The 24,010-nt window shown below is 52.0% G+C and carries 20 protein-coding genes and 1 other RNA gene; all 21 read right to left on the bottom strand.

Annotated elements, in window-relative coordinates:
* Nucleotides 1–79 precede the first annotated feature (79 nt).
* Nucleotides 80–988 (bottom strand): UDP-3-O-acyl-N-acetylglucosamine deacetylase, encoded by a 909-nt coding sequence (gene lpxC, locus IE055_RS07340; protein WP_189399375.1) that lies wholly within the window; start codon nt 986–988, stop codon nt 80–82.
* Between the two features lie 364 nt (nt 989–1,352).
* Nucleotides 1,353–2,525, bottom strand: coding sequence for a cell division protein FtsZ (ftsZ, locus tag IE055_RS07335; RefSeq protein WP_189399373.1), 1,173 nt, complete (start codon nt 2,523–2,525; stop codon nt 1,353–1,355).
* 88 nt (nt 2,526–2,613) lie between these two features.
* Entirely contained in the window at nt 2,614–3,849 is a 1,236-nt protein-coding gene (gene ftsA / locus IE055_RS07330) for a cell division protein FtsA (protein WP_189399371.1), read from the bottom strand.
* 20 nt (nt 3,850–3,869) lie between these two features.
* Nucleotides 3,870–4,685, bottom strand: a complete 816-nt coding sequence (locus tag IE055_RS07325; protein WP_189399369.1) for a cell division protein FtsQ/DivIB — start codon at nt 4,683–4,685, stop codon at nt 3,870–3,872.
* Nucleotides 4,678–5,616, bottom strand: a complete 939-nt coding sequence (locus IE055_RS07320) for a D-alanine--D-alanine ligase (RefSeq protein ID WP_189399367.1) — start codon at nt 5,614–5,616, stop codon at nt 4,678–4,680. Before IE055_RS07320 ends, IE055_RS07325 begins: the two co-directional genes overlap by 8 nt.
* On the bottom strand, nt 5,613–7,016 hold the full coding sequence (gene murC, locus IE055_RS07315; RefSeq protein WP_189399365.1) for a UDP-N-acetylmuramate--L-alanine ligase: 1,404 nt from the start codon (nt 7,014–7,016) through the stop codon (nt 5,613–5,615). The genes IE055_RS07320 and murC overlap by 4 nt, the downstream gene beginning before the upstream one ends.
* Nucleotides 7,009–8,082, bottom strand: a complete 1,074-nt coding sequence (gene murG / locus IE055_RS07310; RefSeq protein WP_189399363.1) for an undecaprenyldiphospho-muramoylpentapeptide beta-N-acetylglucosaminyltransferase — start codon at nt 8,080–8,082, stop codon at nt 7,009–7,011. Before murG ends, murC begins: the two co-directional genes overlap by 8 nt.
* Nucleotides 8,079–9,245: a putative lipid II flippase FtsW gene (ftsW, locus tag IE055_RS07305; RefSeq protein ID WP_189399361.1), complete on the bottom strand. Its 1,167-nt coding sequence runs from the start codon at nt 9,243–9,245 to the stop codon at nt 8,079–8,081. The genes murG and ftsW overlap by 4 nt, the downstream gene beginning before the upstream one ends.
* Nucleotides 9,242–10,624 (bottom strand): UDP-N-acetylmuramoyl-L-alanine--D-glutamate ligase, encoded by a 1,383-nt coding sequence (gene murD, locus IE055_RS07300; protein ID WP_189399358.1) that lies wholly within the window; start codon nt 10,622–10,624, stop codon nt 9,242–9,244. The genes ftsW and murD overlap by 4 nt, the downstream gene beginning before the upstream one ends.
* A 5-nt stretch (nt 10,625–10,629) precedes the next feature.
* Nucleotides 10,630–11,712, bottom strand: coding sequence for a phospho-N-acetylmuramoyl-pentapeptide-transferase (gene mraY / locus IE055_RS07295; protein WP_189399356.1), 1,083 nt, complete (start codon nt 11,710–11,712; stop codon nt 10,630–10,632).
* Complete coding sequence (locus IE055_RS07290; protein WP_229794187.1) at nt 11,706–13,085, bottom strand: UDP-N-acetylmuramoyl-tripeptide--D-alanyl-D-alanine ligase; 1,380 nt, start codon at nt 13,083–13,085, stop codon at nt 11,706–11,708. The genes mraY and IE055_RS07290 overlap by 7 nt, the downstream gene beginning before the upstream one ends.
* Entirely contained in the window at nt 13,082–14,539 is a 1,458-nt protein-coding gene (locus IE055_RS07285; protein WP_189399352.1) for a UDP-N-acetylmuramoyl-L-alanyl-D-glutamate--2,6-diaminopimelate ligase, read from the bottom strand. The genes IE055_RS07290 and IE055_RS07285 overlap by 4 nt, the downstream gene beginning before the upstream one ends.
* Nucleotides 14,536–16,344 carry a peptidoglycan D,D-transpeptidase FtsI family protein gene (locus IE055_RS07280; protein ID WP_189399351.1) on the bottom strand — a complete coding sequence of 603 codons (1,809 nt, stop codon included), beginning with the start codon at nt 16,342–16,344 and terminating at the stop codon, nt 14,536–14,538. The genes IE055_RS07285 and IE055_RS07280 overlap by 4 nt, the downstream gene beginning before the upstream one ends.
* Nucleotides 16,331–16,630, bottom strand: coding sequence for a cell division protein FtsL (ftsL, locus tag IE055_RS07275; RefSeq protein ID WP_229794186.1), 300 nt, complete (start codon nt 16,628–16,630; stop codon nt 16,331–16,333). Before ftsL ends, IE055_RS07280 begins: the two co-directional genes overlap by 14 nt.
* On the bottom strand, nt 16,623–17,585 hold the full coding sequence (gene rsmH / locus IE055_RS07270; protein WP_189399349.1) for a 16S rRNA (cytosine(1402)-N(4))-methyltransferase RsmH: 963 nt from the start codon (nt 17,583–17,585) through the stop codon (nt 16,623–16,625). The genes ftsL and rsmH overlap by 8 nt, the downstream gene beginning before the upstream one ends.
* Nucleotides 17,586–17,593: 8 nt before the next feature.
* Nucleotides 17,594–18,049: a division/cell wall cluster transcriptional repressor MraZ gene (gene mraZ / locus IE055_RS07265; protein ID WP_189399347.1), complete on the bottom strand. Its 456-nt coding sequence runs from the start codon at nt 18,047–18,049 to the stop codon at nt 17,594–17,596.
* A gap of 395 nt (nt 18,050–18,444) precedes the next feature.
* Nucleotides 18,445–18,816, bottom strand: an RNA gene (gene rnpB / locus IE055_RS07260) — RNase P RNA component class A.
* Nucleotides 18,817–18,888: 72 nt separating this feature from the next.
* A complete protein-coding gene (gene pyrD / locus IE055_RS07255; protein ID WP_189399346.1) occupies nt 18,889–19,977 on the bottom strand; it encodes a dihydroorotate dehydrogenase (quinone) in 1,089 nt (362 codons plus the stop codon).
* Between the two features lie 67 nt (nt 19,978–20,044).
* A complete protein-coding gene (locus tag IE055_RS07250) occupies nt 20,045–21,820 on the bottom strand; it encodes an ABCB family ABC transporter ATP-binding protein/permease (RefSeq protein ID WP_189399344.1) in 1,776 nt (591 codons plus the stop codon).
* A 2-nt stretch (nt 21,821–21,822) separates the two neighbouring features.
* Nucleotides 21,823–23,034, bottom strand: coding sequence for a D-alanyl-D-alanine carboxypeptidase (locus IE055_RS07245; protein WP_189399343.1), 1,212 nt, complete (start codon nt 23,032–23,034; stop codon nt 21,823–21,825).
* The gene (gene rsmI / locus IE055_RS07240; protein ID WP_229794184.1) at nt 23,031–23,915 is read right to left on the bottom strand and encodes a 16S rRNA (cytidine(1402)-2'-O)-methyltransferase; all 885 of its coding nucleotides are present in this window, start codon (nt 23,913–23,915) and stop codon (nt 23,031–23,033) included. Before rsmI ends, IE055_RS07245 begins: the two co-directional genes overlap by 4 nt.
* Nucleotides 23,916–24,010 lie beyond the last annotated feature (95 nt).

Raw genomic sequence — 24,010 nt, 5'->3', positions numbered from 1 at the left:
TCATGCCGGTCGGAGCAATCCGACCAAAACACGAGGTAAAACGGTTAAATCTCTTCTTTTTGTTATTTGTTTTTATTTATCAAGCATTGGCCAAATGCATAAATGCAATGGGCGCATCCGCCGGGTCATCATACGTGACCAATTCCCACGCTTCTGGCTGAGCCATGAGTGCGCGGATTAATTTATTGTTCAACGCGTGACCTGACTTAAACGCGCTGAATTCGCCGATCAACTGGTGCCCTAGCAAATACAGGTCACCAATAGCATCGAGAATTTTGTGTTTCACGAATTCATCTTCGTAACGAAGACCATCATCGTTCAAAATCGTGTAAGAATCCATCACAATCGCGTTGTCATGCGAGCCACCCAGCGCCAAGCCTGCTTCGCGCAGGGCTTCGACTTCATGCATAAAGCCGAATGTGCGAGCGCGACTGACTTCTTTTACGAAAGAGGTGGTTGAAAAATCAACCGTGGCTTTCTGGGGAGACTTTGCGAAAATAGGATGATCAAAATCGATGGCGAAAGAGACCTTGAAGCCATCAAAAGGTTCGAACTTAGCCCATTTATCACCGTCTTCGACGATGATAGGTTGTTTCACACGAATGAATTTCTTTGGCGCATCCTGCTCGACAACACCCGCAGACTGAACTAGGAAGACGAACGGTGCTGCGCTGCCATCCATGATTGGCACTTCTGGGGAAGACAGTTCCACGTACACATTATCAATGCCCAACCCAGCCAAAGCGGACATTAAATGTTCAACTGTGGAAACCGTCACATCACCCTCTTGCAATGCCGTAGAGAGGCGTGTGTCGCCGACGCCAAAGGGTCGAGCTGAGAGCTCAACCACAGGATCCAAATCGACTCGACGGAACACCACACCGGTATCAACCGCGGCGGGTCTGAGTGTCAGATAAACTTTTTCTCCGGTATGCAACCCCACACCGGTGGCGCGAATCACGTTTTTAAGCGTACGCTGATTAATCATGCCTTATGCCGTTTTTTTTGTATTTGCCAACTGCGCATGTGCATTCAAACACCTTTAACCCAAAAAAGATGAGATCGATGGAAGCGTCGTTCTTCCAAAAGCACAGTGCAAAAAATCGAGTCTTTTCAAGCACATAATTTGCATATTCAGGTACCTCTTAATGCATGGAGACATCCAGCACCCAGCAAATATATAGCCAAGCCGCAAATCCTACACGAAACGGGAGAAATTGTGTAGCTTCGCAGCATAACATTAATAATGCAGTGCATAACGCCTCCAGACACCGACGACCTCACTCAACACGACTACTTTAAACACCTGAGAGAAAGAACAAGCGCTTAACGACTCATAACGAGACTCACATTTAGTCAGCCTGACGCCGCAAAAATGTCGGCACATCCAAACCCGATTCACCTTCGGAATCAAACAACGGCAGTTCACTTGAACCTAACCCGCGTCGACGCGTCATCAATTGTGGCTCGGCCGGGCCGTCATTATCCAGCATGGACTCATATGAGCTACCAACGGCTTTCGCAATCGGCTCAACGACTTCCATCTTGCGTGGCGCGGCCTGAACCGACCCGTCCATAATCCCCGTCGCCACCATGGTAACGCGCAGCTCATCTTTCATTTCAGGGTCAATCGAAGTACCGATCACAACCGTTGCATCATCGGATGCCATGTCACGAATCATCCCACCGACTTCACCAAACTCGCCAATTGATAGGTTCGGGCCCGCGGTCACGTTGACCAAAATACCTTTCGCACCTCGGATATTGGTGTCCTCTAGCAACGGACTGGACAACGCATTGCGCGCGGCTTCGGCAGCTCGATTTGCACCGGTCGCTGAAGCGGCTCCCATCATTGCTTGGCCCATTTCTGACATCACAGTTTTCACGTCCGCAAAATCCACGTTGATTAACCCAGGGCTGGTAATTAACTCCGAGATCCCTTGAACTGCGTTTCTTAATACATCATTCGCCATCGCAAACGCATCCTGTAGGGACGCTTCTTTACCCATGACTTCCAATAGCTTTTCATTCGGAATCGTGATCAGCGAATCAACAGAATCTTTTAATAATTTCAAGCCCTGATCTGCTAATTTAGAACGACGCTGGCCTTCAAAACCGAATGGTCGCGTGACTACCGCCACCGTTAAGGCGCCGATATCGCGCGCAATTTCAGCAATCACCGGCGCCGCACCTGTCCCCGTTCCGCCGCCCATGCCAGCGGTAATAAATACCATATCAGCGCCGGCCAACGCCTCCGCTATTCGCTCACGATCTTCGATCGCTGCCTGACGACCGATGTCCGGATCGGCGCCTGCGCCCAACCCTTTGGTGAGGTTCGCACCAAGCTGTAAGATCGTGCCACATGGCGAGCTTTGCAGCGCCTGTACATCGGTGTTGGCGTTGATAAACTCAACCCCTTCGATGTTGGACTTTTGCATATAATTGACGGCGTTACCGCCACCTCCACCAACACCGACGACTTTAATGATCGCCTGTTGGTCTACGGTATCTAATAATTCAAACATTTCGTTCTCCCGTTTTTAAAAAAATAAAGTGCAGTACCATCACGTAAATTGGTTGTTGCGCCTGGTACGCACACTTCGCATGGCTAGGTTAAAAATTACCTTGAAACCAGTGCTTTATTCTTTCGAATAAAACCCGGAATCGAGATTCTGATTGAGCCTTTTCTCGAGGCTCTGACTGATTTCGGTGGCCGAATAACACCAGACCGACGCCAGTCGAATAAATTGGATTCTTTACTACTTCGCTCAGTCCGCCCAGATACTTCGGCATCCCAAGGCGAACTGGCAAGTGGAATATCTCTTCGGCCAGTTCGATCATGCCTTCCATTTTCGAACTGCCACCAGTGAGTACCACACCGGACCGTATCAGGTGCTCGAACCCATTACGTCGAAGATCGGTTTTAATCAGCTCAAACAATTCCTCAACTCGCGGCTCAACCACTTCGGCCAGCGTTTGCTTTGACAACTTACGTGGCGGTCGGTCCCCAACTGTCTGCACCTCAATGCTCTCGTCCGCAGGTGCGAGTTGACGCAGCGCGCAGGCATATCGCTTTTTGAGGTCTTCTGCTGACGCGGTAGGTGTCCGCAATGCGATGGCTATATCGTTGGTAATCTGGTCACCGGCAACTGGAATCACCGCCGTATGACGCACCGCGCCCTCGGCATAAACCGCAATATCCGTTGTACCGCCACCGATATCCACCAGGCACACGCCTAGCTCTTTTTCATCATTGGTCAACACCGACTCGCACGATGCCAATTGCTCAAGAATAATATCGTCCACCTCTAGTCCACAGCGGCGAATACATTTTTCAATATTCTTTTCGGAGCTCACTGACGATGTCACCATGTGCAGGTTTGCTTCGAGGCGGATCCCGTTCATGCCTATTGGATGACGGATACCTTCTTGGCCATCGATAATGAATTCCTGCGGCAACACATGGAGAATGGACTGATCATTCGGAATGGCAACGGCTTTCGCCGATTCGATTACACGATCGACATCGTTCCCGTCAACCTCGCTGTCCCGCACCGCGACCACGCCGTGCGAATTGAAACTGTTAATATGCGCGCCAGCAATCCCGGCATACACTGAGTAAATCTGGCAGCCCGCCATTAACTCGGCTTCCTCTACGGCGCGCTGGATTGCGGTCACGGTTTCCTCAATATTGGCCACAACACCCTTGCGCATGCCGGTTGCTGGGTGATGACCGTAACCGATAATCTCGACGTCTCCATCTGCATTAACTTCCCCCACAATGGCAAGCACCTTGGAGGTTCCAATATCCAAACCGACAATTAATTTACTTTCGTTCTTTTTGCTCATTACTGTTCTACCTTGGGCATTCAGTGATTGGCAGCCAGAGCATCAGGGCCCATGGCAAGGTCAGGTTCTATTGGTTCAAACTTCACGGCTAAACCGTCTGGGTAGCGGGCATCCACGTGTGTCAACCGTCGCGTACCATCCCGAAATTTTTGATCAAACAGAAATTCAAAGCGCGCCAAACGATTTGCAACATCATTGCGTCCCAATTGAATTTCAAATTGCGCTTTCTGTGGCACATAAACCACACCCAGCGTCCACGCCTGGCTACTACTTAGGCTGACAGACTTCAGCTTAAGGTGCCGTGTAGCCAATTGCTGCTTCCAGTTGAACGCTGCCTGCAACATACGGCTGGCATCCGCCTCGCGGCCGTGCAAAACAATCGCATTACTGAGCTCGATGGCATCTTCCGGGGCAATCACCTGACCAACCGAGCTCACCCATTTATCCTTACCCCAGCGCATTACAGGCTTGTGCTCCTCCACATAAAGTTCAAGCGTATTTGGCCATTCTCTGCGCACATTCGCACGGTAAACCCAAGGCAAGGCTTCAACCACGGACTTAATTGCCAGCAAATCAACTGAGAAAAAGTTACCTAGGTCTTCATCTGCCAGTGCTTCACGCACCTGCTCAGTGGTCACGTGGTTAAACGCGCCACGAATTTTAAGCTGACTTATCATGAAGGTATCAGGACGATACAGCTGATCAGCCGCCAATAATCCGACCGTGGCAAAAGTCAATGCGGTTGCCATCGCCAACAACAGCCCACGCGCTAGTTTCTGCAACCGCTGTAGTTGCATTTCACGTTTCTGGTTGGCAAAAGCGCGCTCTTTAGCCATTGCTGCCCTCCGACTCAAGCGTCTGTGCCAGAATCTCAAGCACCAATTGTGTGAAATCGATACCTGCCGCCGCCGCTGCCAACGGCACCAAGCTGTGATCAGTCATACCCGGCACGGTATTCGCCTCAAGCAGTAACGGCTGCTGCTGGGCATCCAACATGACATCTACTCGGCCCCAGCCATGACAAGCCAGCGCCTTAAATGCGGACACAGCCAAGTCTTGAACAGTCTTGCTCAAGGTGGAACTTAACGCTGCAGGGCATTCATAGATTGTGTCATCTGACAGGTACTTGGCCTCGTAGTCATAAAATTGGTTAGCGGTACGCATCTGAATGATTGGTAGCGCTTCGTCATGCAGGATCGACACTGTTAATTCCGCACCGGGAATGAATGTCTCCGCAATCACGTCATCACCACATTCTGCTGCTGCTTGGTAGGCAGCGAGCAAACCGTGTTGGGTTTCCACCTTGCCAATGCCGACGCTGGAACCCTCACGCGCAGGTTTTAAAAACAGGGGCAGGCCGAGTGACTCAACCAATCCATCCAGATCGGCTTCGGACGTGAGCACTCGAAACGCGGCCGTTGGCAACCCAAGCGATTGCCAAATTTGCTTACTCCGCACCTTATCCATGGCCAGCGCACTGCCCAGAACCTGACTACCCGTATAGGGCAAACCAATCGCTTGCAACGCACCTTGCACAACACCGTCCTCGCCCCAACGACCGTGCAGCGCGATAAACACACGATCAAAGTCATCGGACTTTAAAACAGCGATATTATGTGGGCCAGCATCTATGCCATGCGCGTCCACGCCGGCCTGCTGCAAAGCGGCCAAGATTGCCCCACCGCTTTTAAGGGACACCTCACGCTCCGCAGAAATGCCGCCCATCAGCACCGCAACTTTGCCAAAACGAGTGACATCAAACGTCATAGGTCACCCCCAGATTGCAATGCATCGAATAACTGTCGCGACGCTTTTCCGATGGTACCGGCGCCCATGGTGAGTACGACATCGCCATCTTGCACAATGGGTTCTAATACCGAGCGCAATTGATCGAGCTCAGCAACGAAAATTGGATGACTGGTACCCCGCACCCGGATTGCTTGACACAGGGCTTGTCCGGTTGCACCACTTATCGGCGTTTCCCCAGCGGGGTACACTTCACAAATCAACAAATCAGTCTGACTTGCGAGCACACTGACAAAATCATCGAATAAATCAAACGTACGCGAGTAACGGTGTGGCTGAAACACGGCGACAATGCGCCGATCGGGCCAACAGCCACGTGCCGCGTTCAGCGTTGCGTCCAGTTCAACCGGGTGATGCGCGTAGTCATCCACCACCGTGATGTTGGCTCCATTGACATCCACATCGCCAAATATTTGAAAACGACGCCCAACCCCTTGAAACTCACGCAATCCGGATTGAATCGCGGTGTCGTCGACGCCTAAATGGCTAGCAATCGCGATCGCTGCAGTGGCATTCAGGACGTTGTGTGTGCCGGGGATCGACAACTCAACATCCAGTTCCGGTGTGCGATTTGGACGACGCACTTTAAAGCGCATCCGCGTTGCGTCCTGTGAAAGGTCATAAGCCTGATAATCACTCGACTCACTCAAGCCGTAGCTAACTACTGGCTTATGCACATCAGACCGAATAGCGCGCACGTTTTCATCGTCTTCACACAAGACCGCGAGCCCGTAAAACGGCAAGTTCTGTAAAAAGGTCACGAATGTCTTCTTCAAGGTATCGAGATTGCCTTGATAAGTCACCATGTGATCTTCATCAATATTCGTAACGATGGCCATCTGCGGTTTCAAATTGAGGAACGACGCATCACTTTCGTCTGCCTCCGCCACCAAATAGTCGCCCTGACCAAGCTTCGCGTTGACACCCGCGCTATTGATCAAACCGCCGACCACAAACGTAGGATCCAACCCGCCTGCAATCAAGATAGCCGACACCAGACTGGTTGTCGTCGTCTTGCCATGCGTACCTGCGACCGCAATCCCATGTTGAAAACGCATCAACTCACCCAACATCTCAGCACGCGGAATCACCGGAATGCCGGCTTCTATAGCCCCGTGCACTTCAGGGTTGGTTTTATCTATGGCTGACGAGACAACGACCACGTCACTGCCTTTGATATTGTCTACATGATGACCAATCACCACGCGGATACCTGCATTGCGAAGGCGCTGAGTAACCGGCCCATCAACAATGTCCGACCCGCTCACTTGGTAGTTGGAATTAACCAGCACCTCGGCGATACCAGACATACCACTACCACCAACACCGACGAAATGTATATTGTTTACTCGGTTACGCATCTAAGTACTCCTGGCACACTGCAACCACATCCCTCAAAGCATCTGGCTTATGTAATGACTGTGCTTGCAAGCCCATCGCACGCAAACTGTCGCGGCTCGATAACATGTCCTGCAACGTAGCAATCATTTCAGGTTGCTCGATTTGCTGGTTCAACAACATCCGTGCACCTCCCGTAGCGACCATCGCCTCGGCGTTTTTAACTTGGTGATCACCAGCCGAAAAAGGATACGGGATCAGCAACGCAGGCTTGCCCGCAGCGCAACATTCGGCCACTGTCATTGCACCGGCTCGACAAATCAACATATCTGCCCAGCGATACGCTTCTGCCATATCATCAATAAACTCGGTAACTCTGGCGGGCACACCCTGCGCCGCATAATTTGCGGTCACCTCGGCACTATTCCCGCGACCGGACTGGTGCCAGATATCAATATTCATCTCCGACAACGCGGACACTACCGCTGGTAGCTTGGTGTTAAACGAGTAAGCTCCCTGGCTACCGCCTACGACCAGCACCCTCAGCTTGGTACGCGATTCAGTCTGCCCATCAATGCTTGGTTTGATCGTCTCTCGCACCGGGTTCCCCACCCAGTCTGCGGTACCTGGCAAGCCCTGCACCTGTGGAAAGCCGGTGAGTACACGACTGGCTATTTTTGCTAGGTATTTATTGGTCAAGCCCGCAACTGCGTTCTGCTCATGCACGATCAATGGTCGCCCCATCAAGCGCGCCATTAGGCCACCCGGGCCAGCAACGAAGCCACCCATGCCAAGCACACAATCCGGCTTGACACGACGGATTACGCGCATGCTCTGCCACATTGCGCGCGCCAACTTGAATGGTGCGAGCAGCAACGTGAGCGCGCCTTTACCTCGTAAGCCCTCCACCGATACCCAGTGCATCGGTATGTTGTGCGCAGGCACAACCCGTGATTCCAAACCACGATGCGTACCAAGCCAGGACACCGCGACGCCCTGCTTACGCAGCTGGTTGGCCACCGCCAGCGCAGGATAGACATGCCCACCAGTGCCGCCGGCAACTACCAGCAAGTGTGGAACACGACTCATCGCGCCCCCCCCTTTTTCAGCTCGCCGGAACGATTTTGGCGGTCCACACCAAACAGCAGCCCGATGGCAATACAGCACACCAACATACTGCTACCACCATAGCTAATAAACGGCAGTGTCAAACCTTTAGTCGGCAGCACGCCTAAATTAACGCCAATATTTATCACCGCTTGAAAGACCAGCAAAATCCCAATACCTTGCGCCAATCGCGCTGCATAGACGCGACCGACCAGCTCCGCCTGACGCGAAATCAATAGCGACCGTTGCAACAACGTCCCGTATAAGCCGATGACGAGAAGGATACCGACCAGTCCCAATTCTTCTCCTATCACGGCCAGAATAAAATCGTTGTTCGCGTGCGGCAGGTAATACAATTTTTGAATACTGGCACCGAGCCCGACCCCAAAGATTTCACCGCGCCCAACGGCAATTAATGCTTGCGTTAACTGGAACCCGGCACCGTAAGGATCCGCCCAAGGATCGAGATAACTCATCAAACGATCCATACGATACGGCGACATACTCACCATAAAATACATGGCAATCGCAACCACAGTCAGGCACAACAAGGTATGACTTACGCGAATTCCACCCAGAAACATCATCAGACCCACGGTCGCGGTCATGACCACAAAACTACCGAAGTCCGGCTGCATCAAGAGTAAGCCCCCCATCAACGCGATAACGACGGCTATATTGACAATACCCTTAGAGAACTTTTTGATTTCCGCTTGTCGGCGTGTCAAGTAACTGGCGGTGTAGAGTACGATGGCAACCTTGGCAAATTCCGCTGGCTGAAAACGGAATCCAGCCAATGAAAACCAACGGCGTGAGCCATTGACTTCAATACCGATAAACAACAAGACCAACAACAGCAGGAATGACAAGCCTAACAATGTCCAGCTTAACTTGTCCCAGACCCAAACAGGGATAGAGGCCACCAGCACGGTCAACCCAACACCCACGATCACATGTATCAACTGGCGCCAAAAATGCGCGGTATTGGTGTTTAAGTTTTGATCACCCATCGCAATGGTTGAAGAAAACACCATGATTAACCCCAACATTAGCAACGAAATGAATACGCCAAGCAACACCGAATCAACGCCGACGGAGTTGTCTTGCGGCGTGAAACGTGTCGCTTGTAGAGCACTACCACTCATGCGGCACCTCGCTCTATGTGGTTTCGCACACACGCAGCAAAGGTATCGCCACGATGTTCAAAGCCACGATACATGTCGAAACTGGCACAGGCTGGTGATAACAGTACGACTTGCCCAGGCTTTGCAGCTTGCGCAGCAAGTGCCACTGCCTCCGCCATATCCGACGCCGATACGATACGCGTACGCCCATTGAGCGCGGCCTCAAGTTTTGGCGCGTCAATTCCAAAGAGTATGAGCAACTGAACGTTGTCCGTGACCGCATCAGCCAATGCGGTGAAGTCTGCCCCCTTGCCCTGACCACCAGCGATCCAGATAACCGGCTGCTCCAGGCTCAGAAGCGCGGTACTTGTGGCACCCACATTAGTCGCCTTCGAGTCATTAACCCAACGTACACCGCCGTGCATTGCAACCGTTTGCATTCTGTGCGGCAGACCGACAAACTCTTTTACCGCACGCACTCGCGCGTCCAATGACAACGCCAAGAAATCAGTCAGTGCGAACGCACTCAATACGTTTTTCACGTTGTGCAGCCCAGTCAGCGCAATGTCGCTGAGCTTCATTAAGCGTTTCTTGCCCTGCATTAACCAGCGCCCATCGTGTTGCCGCTTGACACCGAATTCATCTTCATTGGCCGGTTCATCCAACTCAAAGCTCAATAGCCTGGCAACTTGGGTTATTTGCGACAACTGCTCGTCATGCCTAGGGAGTATGGCGCGTTGCGCGCCTTTTAAAATACGGCTTTTCGCCAATACGTAATCACCCATGGAACGGTAACGATCCATGTGGTCCTCACTGATATTTAGAATTGCGGCCGACGCCGCACCGACGTGAGAGGTTGTTTCCAGTTGGAAACTGGACAGCTCCAGAATCGCAACATCGTAATCCAGTGCATTTGTTATCGCATCAAGTACAGGCACACCAATATTACCGGCAACCAGTGGCCGCAAACCGCCCGCAGCGACCATGTCACCGACCAATGTGGTCACGGTACTTTTACCATTCGAACCCGTAATAGCGATTACCGGTTTGGTATTTGCTGCCAAAAACAACGCCACATCACCGACAATTTGGGCGCCTTGTCGCCGCACCGATTGCAACATGGGTTCCTGTAACGACACGCCCGGACTGGCAACAATTAAACTATTCGCATCAAGGCAGCCATCCACAAACGCGCCGCAACGCACATCGACGTCAGGAAAAGACTCGGCTAACTGCGCGGCTAATGGCGGGTTGTCGCGTGAGTCAAGCACAGACACAGCAAGCCCGCACGAACGCAAATAACGTACCGCGCTAAAGCCGCTAATTCCCAATCCAATTACCGTAGCACGCTGATAACGAGCTAACAGGTCTGGGCTAATATTGTGTCGTTGATCAACCATTTAAATTAACGCACCTTCAAGGTCGCCAAACCAATCAACACCAACACTAGGCTGATGATCCAGAATCGTACAATCACACGTGGCTCCGGCCACCCCTTCAATTCAAAATGGTGATGGATCGGCGCCATCCGAAAAATTCGCTTACCAAAAAACTTATAACTAAATACCTGCAGAATGACCGACACCGTCTCCAACACGAAAATGCCGCCCATAATGAACAGCACCAGCTCCTGACGCACGATCACGGCCACGACACCTAACGACGCACCCAAGGATAGTGAACCGATATCCCCCATAAACACCTGTGCGGGATACGTGTTAAACCATAGAAACCCGAGTCCAGCCCCCACTAATGCCGCACAAAAAATAGCGACTTCACCGGCTCCGACAACTAAAGGGATTTGCAGATAGTCCGAAAAAATCACATTGCCAGAGAGATAACAAAATACCGCCAATGCGCCCGCCACCATGGCAGTCGGCACGATGGCCAATCCATCTAATCCATCGGTCAGGTTGACCGCATTGCTAGTTCCCACAATCACAAAATACGTCAGCGGAATAAACAAAATACCGAGCTGCCATACGACGTCTTTGAAGAATGGAATGATCAACGCCGTCTCAATCGGAGCCTGTGCCGTTTGGTACAGGAATATAGCTGCAATTGTTGCGACCACACTCTGGCTAAGAAATTTGTTACGTGAACCCATACCACGCGGATCTTTATTAATGAGTTTCTGATAGTCGTCGTACCAACCAATCACACCAAACAAGGAACATACGAACACGGTAATCTGTACAAATCGATTACTCAAATCAGCCCACAACACGGTAGCCAGCAACACGGAAGCAAGGATTAAAAGCCCGCCCATGGTTGGCGTACCCACTTTGTCGAAATGGGTTGGCGGCCCGTCCTGCCGCACGGTCTGCCCGATCTGGTGAATGCTCAATTTTCGGATCATGATCGGCCCCACCAGCAACGACACAACCAAGGCCGTCAGAACCGCACAAATTGCGCGCAGTGTTAGATACTGAAACACATTGAAAAAACTGTACTGTTCGGCAAGCATTTCAAACAATGCGACTAACATGCGTTATTCCCCGGGGCTTTGCCTGCAAGAGGCATTGAATTATTTTTAAATAACATTTCTAGCTCACTGACAACACGCTCCATACGCGCAGAGCGTGAGCCTTTAACCAACACGGCGCCAACGGGTAGCGTGGTTTGCAAATGTGTCAACAGCGCTGATTGCGAATCAAAAGCCAGACCCGCCGAGCCAAAGCCTTCGACAATGTGTGGCGCAAATTCACCACAAGCTAACAAACAATCGATCTGCGCCTCGGCGGCCAATGCACCCAAATCATGATGCGCCTGAACCGCCGTTGCTCCCAGCTCCGCCATATCACCCACGATCAGTGTGGTCTGCTTAAAATCGCGCAAAACCTTGATCGCTGCAGCCATCGAAACAGGATTAGCGTTATAAGTGTCGTCAATTACAGTACGCCCCCCAAAACGACGAATCGCAAGTCGTCCATTTGGGGCTCGGTAGGCGGCCAGTCCACGTTGAATCAGGTCAATCGGAATATTGGACACCCACGCCAAGCTAATCGCCGCCAAAGCATTGCGGACATTATGCTCGCCAACTGTCTCCAGTCGCACCGAAAACGCTTCATTTGGCGTCGTCACGTCTAAGACTAAGCCGCCCTCTGCGACTGTGTAGGTGGCACTGATATCTGCCGAATTCGTCAACCCAAACGTCACCACATGTCGACCTTGTGCGGTAACACGCCACTGCTCTGCGTACGCATCATCGGCATTAATTACCGCAACACCATCGTCCGCTAACCCTTCGAATATTTCGCCTTTGGCAGTGGCGACGGCGGCGACCGTCCCGAGTCCTTCAAGGTGGGCTGCACCGGCGTTGGTAATCAGCGCCACAGTTGGTCTGGCTACGCAACTCAACACAGCGATTTCTCCAGGGTGGTTCATACCCATTTCAACAATCGCATAACGATCATCAGCCTTTAGTCGCATCAGTGTCAGCGGTACGCCAATCTGATTATTCAAATTACCAATCGTGGCAACCCCTTCGCCAAACGCGGAGAAGATCGACGCAGTCATTTCTTTCACTGTGGTCTTCCCCGCGCTACCTGTAATCGACACCACAGGGATAGAAAACTGGGCTCGCCACCAAGCAGCCAAATCCAGCAGACTACGATGCGTGCTGGCCACCTGTATTGTCGGCAAATCAGAGTCCACAGCACGCTCAACCATCAAGGCAGCAGCGCCAGCCGCCGCTGCCTGTGTCACATAGTCATGCGCATCGAAATTGTCACCTTTTAGGGCCACAAACAAACGGCCTGCGCAATCATCACGAGTATTGATCGACACATTGTGAAATAAACAGTCGTCACCAAACATAACGCCGCCCACGGCATCACACACTTGAGAAAGCTGCATCATTGCGCCACCCCCATCAATGTTGCGACAAACTCACGATCGGAAAAGCCCAGTACGTGTTGTCCGATTGTTTGTGTCGACTCATGCCCTTTACCGGCTACCAACACCCAATCTGACTCGTCCGCATGTGTAACGGCGTATTCAATAGCGTCGGCACGATCCAAAATAACCGTATGCGCTCCCTCGACACCCAATGCAATTTCATTTGCTATTCGCTGCGGGTCTTCTGATCGAGGATTATCGTTGGTAATCACCACGTGACTTGCATACGCTTCGGCCGCCTTGCCCATAACCGGCCGCTTGGCGCGATCGCGATCACCGCCGCAGCCGAACACACACCACAGCGCGCCTTCGCAATGCGGCGTAATAGAACGCAGGGCCTTATCCAATGCATCTGGTGTGTGTGCATAGTCCACCACCACGCGCGGTTTCCCATTGGCGCTGAACAACTCCATGCGCCCGGGCGCTGGCTTCAACTCAGCCAGAATGCGTTGAATACCATCTAGGGGCGTGCTCAAGCTCAACAAGCAAGCCACCAACATCTCTAGGTTCGGGACGTTGATTGATCCAATCAGCGGCGTGACCACCTCAAAATCCACGCCATTGCCTTCAATCACAAATTGCAGGCCTTCAGCGCTGAGCGCAACGTCATCCGCATACACATCACCACCCTGACCGAAACCCACTACAAATTCAGCGCTGGCTTCGTCGCATAAACGCCGACCAAACTCATCCGCAACATTAATCACGGCTAACTCACTGGTAAATTCGGTAAACAAACGACGTTTGGCATCACCGTAGGCAACCATATTGCCATGATAATCCAGATGATCATGCGAGAGATTACTGAACAACACACAGTAAAACTGGGTCCCTGCCACGCGCCCCTGATCTAACGCATGAGACGACACTTCCATGCAAACCTGGGTGATTCCGGCATCTCGAAATTCAGCCAATAAACGATGCAGTGACACAGGGTCAGGCGTCGTATGACTGGCACTGCTCAAGCCAGACAATTGCCCAACACCAATTGTCCCAATCATGGCAGCTTGCAATCCAAGTGCGCTGAACGCCTGTGTTAATAGATAGCAACACGTCGTTTTGCCGTTGGTGCCCGTGACACCGAATACTTGAATATCCGCACTGGGCTGACCGTAGAACGCGCTGGCCAACAACCCGACCTTGCCCTGAAGGTCATGTACACCAATGGCCGGCACAACGATCTCCGGCGGCAACGCGAAGCCATCTGCCTCGTAAATAATCGCTGCAGCACCCGCTTGCTGTGCTTGCAATAGATACTGTCGACCATCCGAGCTATGACCAGGATAGGCGAAAAACAAGCCGCCCGACTCCACGAGTCGCGAATCAATACTCAGCGAACTCACGGTAACATCGTCCACACACGGCAAATTCAGCAGCGCCATCAAATCAGAAAGTTGCGCTTGATATTGATTCATCCTGCCCCTCCGCTTTGCAATTGCGAGGCACGACTCATGGACGCGGTTGGTCTTGCAATCATTAGCTTTGCAGGCTCTTTCTGCTCTGACTCAAGCGCATCGGGCGGCACATCGCGGAACCGCAGCGCGCCGGCCATGACCGCCGAAAACACTGGCGCGGCGACCAAGCCCCCGTAGTAGTCTACGCCTCGCGGATCATCAATCGCTACCACCAACACCACCTCAGGGTCGCTGATGGGCGCAAACCCAGCGAACAGAGACATGTAGGCGTCATCTTGGTATCGACCGTTCAATACCTTGTGTGCAGTTCCGGTTTTACCGCCTACGCGGTACTGATCGACACGCGCCTGCGGTGCCGTACCACTGTCACTCACTGCAGCTTCCAACATCAGCGCCACTTGATCCACAACACCTTTACTGAACACACGCTCGCCCTCGGGTGGCTCTTCAAGTGGACTCAAGGTAACGGGCAAAATCACGCCATCGTTTGCTAACGCGATATAGCTGCGCGCTAATTGCAAGGTGTTCACCGACAGACCATATCCATAAGACATGGTCGCGTGCTCTATCGGTCGCCACTTTTTACGCTTCGCGAGGATACCGCGCTGCTCACCGGGCAACTTCAATTGATTCGTTTGCCCAAACCCCAGTGCACGGTAGGTGTCGTATAGATCACGCGCAGGTAACTTCATTGCGATTTTGGCCGCACCAATATTACTGCTTCGTTTGATCACATCACTCACCGTAATCTCACCCAGCGCTTTTGTGTCGTTAATCCGGCTGCGGCCGATATAAAAGAAACCCTGCTCCGCATCAATGATTGACTGCGGCTCGATCACGCCCTCCTCCAGTGCCATCGCCACCGTGAACGGTTTGACTGTAGACCCCGGCTCGAAAGAGTCAGTAATCGAGCGATTCCTGAATCGCGTACTTTTAAGTTCCGCGCGATCATTGGGGTTAAAGTCCGGCATGCTTACCATGGCCAGAATCTCACCGGTTTTTGCGTCCAACGCCACTAACGAAGCTGATGCGGCGTTGTGTTTTTTGACCGCTGCTTGCAGATGACGATAAGCCAAGTACTGGATACGCGCATCGATACTCAGTTTGATATCTTCACCGTGCTGCACCTGACTCAACTGTTCAACATATTCAACAACATGTCCTACTCGATCATGTAACACATGCGTGCGTCCGGGCTGCCCCTTAAGTGACTCATTAAATGAGAGTTCCAGTCCCTCTTGACCTTCATTGTCGATATTGGTAAATCCAAGCACGTGACCCAATACGGGCCCCGCCGGATAGTAGCGCTTGTATTCACGCACCGAATTTATCCCGGGCACGTCGAGCGCCAATATCTGGTTGGCTAGCTGCGGCGAGATTTGCCGCTTGAGATAACTAAACTCTTTGGCTTTGGCTTTTTCAGCACGCGCCAGCAACTCATTACGAGAGATGCCTAATAAGCTCGTTAGCTTTTCGTACGAGTACTCGTTTTGCTGGCGCAAAATTGTTGTCGGATGCATCCAGATTGAATCGACCGGCGTACTGATCGCTAACGGCTGATTATTACGATCCAGTATCATGCCGCGTGTCGGCTCTTCTTTTTGTACGCGCAGATATCGCGCATCGCCCTCCGACTGAAGGTAATCATTATCGATGACCTGTAAGTGGACAGCGCGCACAGCAAAGGTGACAAAGATTGTCCCAAACACGAGCCCGACCACCCGATAGCGCCAGGTCGACACCGGGACCACAACTTCTTTTTGGCTGCGACGATCAGTGGTTTGATTTGCTTTACCGCGTGCCATCTTGCACCTCGCTAGCACGGGCGTTTATGCCAACAAATTTTATCTCGTCTTTATTGGGAGCGCGCATCGATAGTGACCTGCTCGCATCACGCTCGATCCGATGCGGAAATGCCCACAGGCTTTCTTCGACCAACAACTGACCCCACTCGTCATCCAGCGCATCACGGCGCGCCTGTTCGGTTTGAAATGCCACATACGCAATGCGATGCTCATGGCGCACATTGACGACAAATAAAGCACTTACCACCACACTGGTAATCAAAAACCACATCACACTGTCACGCATGCGCACCTCCTGCGTAGGGCACATCCGTACGTTCCGCAACACGCAACACGGCACTTCGAGCACGCACATTGCGCGCAACCTCTTCCGCACTTGGCTTGATAGGCTTGCCAATCTGCTTTAGGGGCGTACGATACATGTCCGCGCTCACTGGAATATTCTTTGGCGGTAAGTTTGGCGTCGATAAATCTCGAATAAAGCGCTTCACGATCCTGTCTTCCAACGAGTGAAAGCTGATCACCGCCAAGCGACCGCCCTCATTGAGCAGTTCAACCGTCTGCGGCAAAACATCACTGACCTGTGCTAATTCCTGATTCACATGCAGGCGTATGGCCTGAAAGCTTCGTGTTGCTGGATGTTTATGCTTGTCCTTTTTCGGGATTGCTTGAGCAACAATATCCGCCAATTGATGTGTGGTCGTAATCGGAGTTTCTGCGCGCTGCTCCACGATCGCGTGCGCAATACGACGCGCAAACCGTTCTTCCCCCAGATCAAACAGCACCATCATCAAATCACGCTCATCAACCCGTGCCAACCAGTCTGCGGCCGACTCACCCTGCGTGGTGTCCATACGCATATCCAGCGCGCCATCGCGCAGAAAGCTGAAGCCGCGCTCGGCCTGATCGAGTTGTGGCGATGAAACACCCAGATCCATCAAGACACCGTCGATACCACTAATATCCGAAAACTGCTTAATTTTATGCTGCATACGCGCAAACTCACAGTGCACGATGCTGACACGCTTATCGTCCGCGAACGTGGCACGCCCCAGCTCAACCGCACGTAAATCGCGATCAAACCCAATCAAACGACCTTCGGGACCTAATTGTTCTAGAATGGCACGCGCATGCCCGCCACGACCGAGCGTGGCATCGATGTAGACGCCAGACGGGCGCACGTTCAACGCGGAGAGAGCCTCTCGCTTCAGGACAGGGATATGTTCTTCAACCGGAGTCATGGCGCGCTCTAAAAAGAGAGTGATTCAAGCTCGGCCGGCAATGCCGATTCGTCGAGCTCTACTGACAACATGGAATCTCGTTGCGCTACCCAGTGCGCCTCATCCCAAATCTCATACTTGTCGCCTTGCCCAACCAAGACCGCTTTTCGATCAATACCTGCAAATTCTCGCAACTGCGGTGGCAGCAGAATGCGTCCACTCGAATCCATCACACAGTCGTCAGCATGCCCAATCAACATGCGTTTCAATTGGCGCGTCTGGGCATTCAAGGTCGGCAACGCCGTCAGCTTTCGCTCCACCTGCTCCCAGTCTTCCAATCGATACAACAACAAACAACGATCACTCGGACTAATCGTTACCACGAGCGCACCCTCGGACTCCCCACGTAGGGCGTCACGATGCCGGGTCGGAATAGACATCCGCCCCTTGGCATCCAAACTCAGATGGTTACTGCCTCTGGCCACGACTAAATAGTTCTCGCCTGTTGATTGGTTCTCTGTTTCGTTTTTCTAATTTTGGGTCAGGATTTGGGCAATTTCATCCACAAAACCCCACAATTACCCACATTTCGCCACTATCTACGACGCAGACATGACTGTCAAGGGATAAATGATCAGGAAAACCTTTTTCTTTCAGTAAGTTAGCGCACATTCCATGGCGACTTAAACTGATAAGTTAAAGTGTTACTTTAACTTGATGTGGCAAGATTTTATTTTTGATTGATTAATTTTTAGGCATATTAACCAAAAATTGTGTATTACGACGATAATTACGGTTTTGTTATTACCCCGATACTCGTATGTTCTCGCCTACTCGATGAAACCGAGATCCAAAACCACGATTTCATCCGAATAGACGATAAAGAAGTTAGCCTGTAAGCCGGGTTCTGTCGAGGACAGTCATTCATCTAGGGCGCACATCGCTGCACGCCTCAAGCAACCTACCCGTGTCCAACGCGGGCCGCGCCATCTGGACACCTATTTGGTCTTGCTCCGAGTGGGGTTTACCTTGCCGCTCATGTTACCACTCGCGCGGTGCGCTCTTACCACACCATTTCACCCTTACTTCCAGGCACTGCCCGAATTAACGAACACCACCTTGTGTGGAAGCGGTATCTTTCTGTTGCACTGGCCGTCGGCTCACGCCGCCCAGACGTTATCTGGCACCCTGCCCTGTGGAGCCCGGACTTTCCTCCCCCTGCATAACAGGCGGCGACTGTCCGGCTAACTTCGCGCGCAGTCTACTCAAACCAGCGAGGTTTAGCAAAAGAATCACAACGAATTGAGTAAATTCAGGCCAATTACTACTTTGCACGCAGCGCGTGCATGGCACTCGGCAGATCGTCGAAGCCCTGATCAGCAACACGTTTAGATAAACCACTCACGATCTCACGAATCATAACCGGCCCTTGGTAGATGAATTGGGTATAAAGTTGCAGGTAATCCGCACCAGCCAACAGCTTCTCCCACGCATCATCCACCGATTTTATTCCACCAACGCCGATTATTTGCACTTTGCCATTCAGTAAAGGATAAAAACGGCGAATGCATTCGGTAGCCATGGATTTAACCGGCGCACCACTTAAGCCACCCATTTCAGTCGCATGCACACTGCGCAAACTATCCGGTCTCGACACAGTGGTATTGGTCGCGATTATGGCATCGAATTGGTGTGACACAACGAGTTCTGCAATGGTCTCGATTTCATCTCCGCTTAGGTCTGGTGCGACCTTCAGCGCAATGGGCACACGTCGCTTGTGCACTTTCTCACATTTGGCTCGTGCTGCCATCAAATGTCCCAGCAACTCATCCAAAAATGCTTCATTTTGTAGGTCGCGCAACGATTTCGTGTTGGGCGATGAAATATTAACGGTAATGTAGTCGGCACTAGCGTATACGCGCTGCATCGCGCTCACGTAGTCGAAATGCGCATCGGCAATCTCAGTGGACGCGTTTTTGCCAATATTGATCCCCGCTACCACAGGAATTTCAGGCCGCGTCAAGTTCTGCACGAACTCATCGACGCCACCACTATTAAAACCCATACGGTTGATGATGGCTTCGTCTTCCGGCAACCGAAACATTCTGGGTTTATCATTGCCTGGCTGAGGTTTGGGGGTTACGGTCCCCATCTCGACGCCACTGAACCCAAGCGCTGCCAACGCGGGTAGAGCACGCGCCGACTTGTCGAGACCCGCCGCCAGACCGACAGGGTGGGGAAATTCCAGCCCCATACACTCCACCGACAATGACGGTACTTTGGCCCCAAAACACGAATGCAGCTGCCGCGTCATCCAGGGTGAGCGCGAAATCGTCGCCAGCTGTGACAGCGTCAAGTCATGTGCACGCTCGGGATCGAGCTGAAATAAAATCGGGCGAACGAAGGAATACATAACACGATATCGCGGTTGGTGAAATCGGCGCTATGATACCAGAGTCGGCATCTTTAGCAGGCCCCCTTCATGCTAATTCACTGTTTTGCAGTCGCCATGCCGCAGCATATGCGCCCTTATTCGCCAGCAATTGATCATGTGTTCCAGTTTCTATTATCTCGCCTTGGTCTAGCACGATAATTTGGTCTGCGTCCACGATGGTAGACAAACGGTGCGCGATCACCAGGCTGGTGTAGCTGCCACGCACCCGCTGCATCGCCGCTAAAATTCGCTGTTCCGAACGACTGTCGAGTGATGAGGTCGCCTCATCAAACACCATAATCTTTGGCTGCTTCAAAATGGCGCGCGCAATCGCCACGCGCTGCTTTTCGCCGCCCGACAATTTAAGCCCGCGTTCACCGACCTGCGTGTTTTCGCCTTCCGGCAACTGGGCGATAAATTCATCCAAATACGCCATGCGAATCGCCTCGCAAACTTGTTCTCGACTGGCATTGACATTTCCGTAGTGAATATTCTCGTAAATACTCGCATTGAACAATACCGTGTCCTGTGGAACCACGCTAATCGCGCGTCGCAGGCTATCTTGAGTCACCTCAGAGATATCCTGACCATCAATCCATATCTGGCCAGCATTTAGATCGTAAAACCGAAACAGTAATTTCATGATGGTTGACTTACCGGAACCGCTGCCGCCAACGATTGCGACTTTTTGTCGGGCCGGAACCGTAAAGCTAATGCCCTTTAATATCGGGCGGTCAGCATGGTAATGAAATGCCACCTTTGAAAACCGAATTTCACCCCGTTGCACCTGCAAGTCTGGGGCACCCTCGCTGTCCTGGACCGCGGAGTCGACGCGCAGCAGGGCAAACATGGCATCAATATTTGCCATGGCTCCTTTCATCTCGCGATAAACGAAACCGAGAAAATTTAGTGGGACAAATATTTGCATCATCAGAGCATTGATCAATACAAAATCACCAATACTCATCGCACCAACACTGACTCGATACGCAGCAAGAACCATGGCAGCAGTAGCGGCACAGGCAATAATCATTGACTGTCCACCATTGAGTCCAAACAAGGTAAGTCGGTTACGACGCCGCGCCTGCTCCCAATCAGCCAGATTGTCATCGTAACGCGCTGCTTCAAACGCCTCATTATTAAAATATTTGACGGTTTCAAAGTTCAGCAGACTGTCTACAGCGCGCGTGCTAGACTGACTTTCCGCCTGGTTCATGGCGCGGACTGTGGCCGTTCGCCACTCGGTGGCAACAACGGAAAAGCCGACATAAGCCACCACCGACACCAGCACAATCACAGCAAACCAGACCGAATAGTTCCAAAACAAAAGTACTGCGATCATGCCTATCTCAATAAAAGTTGGCACTATATTGAACACCATGAATCGCATCAGGAAGCTGATACCCGCCACGCCACGCTCGATATCCCGTGACACGCCACCAGTACGACGATTGAGGTGGTAGGCTAGATCAAGCGAATGCAAATGCCGAAACACCTGATGACCGACTCGACGCATCGCGCGTTCCGTTACTCGACCAAACAAGGTATCGCGCAGCTCACCGAACAACACATTAGCAAAACGCACCATCCCATAGGCTATCAATAAAGCCAACGGCACGATAATGACCGCATTGTCTTCATTGAGCTGATCCACGATGTGTTTGAGAATAAACGGCAAACCAACACTCGCCAGCTTCGCGGCAATCAAGCACAGCAAGGCCAGCACAATGCGCCCACGAAATTCAAGTAAATAAGGCACAAGCTGCTTTAAGCTACGCCAATCAACTTGGTCTACCACGTCAGTATGCCGCATTCCACGCATAATCAGCGCACCTCAGATCGCAACGTACCGGCTTGCAACGCGGTCACTAAATCACGCAATAGATGCTGCCGAAACTGGTACGGCATTGGACGGTTAAAAATGAACACAAAGCGCAGCGGCCGCTGATCTAATTCAATGTAGCCGGCAAAGCTGTGCACCCCATCCAGCGTACCGGTCTTAGCGTAAACACGCACGTCATCTCGTTGCGTCAAATACGGTTTGAGCAAATGACGATGCACTTGAAACTCACCTAAAATCTGCGCTAACTGGCGCGCCGAAAAGCGATTGTCGCGGGTTAAACCAGCGCCATCACGCATAACAAAGTTCGACCAACCAAACTGGCTTTTCAACCTTGTTTCTGCCGCAGTAACCGCCACCTCAAAACTCACCTGCTGCGATTCTGGCGTTTCCGCAAGCTTGAGAAACAGGTGATTGGCAATCACATTGTTCGAGTATTCGAGTGCACCGCGCAAAGTCTCGGCCAGATTCCGTGAGTTGACATGCACGTAGGCCGCTTTGAGGCCGCTCGGCACGCGCTGATCAACTTCGATTTTCGGCGATGACCAACCCGCTTTGGCAGCCAGAAGCTCGGCAAAATAGCGTTGCGCATTCTGTGCGGAGATCAAGTTGATTCGACTGACTTTGGTACCCACTTTGGCACCGAATGCCTCAGCCAGAGGAGTTAATGGTGTCTGCGGTTCAGCACTCACCACCTGCTGACCGTGCCGCTGCAACATTACCGTATTAAAGTTAGCGCTCAACGCGGCAAGCGGTGCATTGTACGGGTCATCAACTCGACTGCGCCCCGGAATTGCCTCAAGATCAAAGAAATGACTGTCGGTTCGGATAGTCTTGACGTCTGCGACCTCCCGCGCAACCAGAGCAGCGGCGATATGCTCGATTTCCTCAGAAACCAGGTATGGATCACCAAAACCTTGTATCCAAAGAGTTTGGTCCTGGTAGTAAAACGCGGTTCTAAATTGATGTGATGCTCCCCACTTTTCCATTGCCAGATACGCAGTCACTAACTTGGTCAGCGAGGCCGGAATCAGGGGCTGCTCACTACGCCAATCGAACAGCGTTGCATCGTCGGCGTCCAACACCAGCACCGCATCTTGATCAGTCAACTCATGCGACTTGAATCGCGCTGCATCCACATTGGCGGCCACAAAAAAGCACGTCAAAACGATGCAAACCAGGCATCCACGCATCATGATTTGAGACTCAAAGCGAGTTGATACACATCATTTTTGCGCCGACCGGTCAGTTTGGCTACTAAAGCGGCTGCTTGCTTAACGGGTAATTCGGCTAACATGACATCCAGCATTCGACTCACTTGAGCATCGTCTTCCCCCTTGATTACAACCCCCGCCAACATCAACACGAACTCGCCGCGGGTCTGATCTGAATCAGACTCTAAGGTTGCCAACACCTCGGCGGCTGTCCCAGCCAAAACTGTCTCAAAACGCTTGGTTAGCTCCCGTGCCAACACGATTCGGCGTGAATCCCCGAGCACAGCGACGATATCACGCACGGCCGCGACGATACGGTGTGAAGACTCTAGCAGGACCGCTGTTCGAGGCTCGCGCAAGTACGCGCGCAGCGAAGTTTGTCTAGCCTGCGCCTTGGGCGGCAGAAATCCGTCAAACACAAAGCGATCCGTTGGCAACCCGGCTATCGACAACGCTGCGATGATCGAGCTGGGCCCCGGCACCGTGACCACTTGATGACCCGAGTCCCGCAAAGCTCGCACCAACACAAACCCTGGATCGCTGATCAACGGCGTGCCCGCATCACTAATCAGCGCTAGCTGCTGCCCAGCGGTTAATTGCGCTTGCACCCAATTGGTTAATTCACGTTCGTTATGCTCATGACAAGACCGTAATGGCGTGTTAATCCCAAAGTGTGCCAAAAGCCGTTTACTATGCCGCGTATCTTCTGCCAAGATCAGATCGGCGGACCGCAGCACATCGAGTGCACGCTGGCTAATGTCCGCCAGATTTCCGATGGGTGTCGCAACCACCTGCAGACAACCTAAATCGACGGTGTTTTGGCTGGAGTTTGAGCCGCTTACTTTGCTAATTGGGTCATTCACTCGGTATACTTCGCGTTTAAACAGTTGGATATCGACGCACGCCAACACAGCGCACAGAACAAGGCGTCGAGAATAATCGGAATACCATCATAATG

The sequence above is a fragment of the Arenicella chitinivorans genome, assembly GCF_014651515.1.
In the GTDB taxonomy this organism is placed as follows: domain Bacteria; phylum Pseudomonadota; class Gammaproteobacteria; order Arenicellales; family Arenicellaceae; genus Arenicella; species Arenicella chitinivorans.
This window is presented reverse-complemented; position numbering and strand designations above follow the sequence as displayed.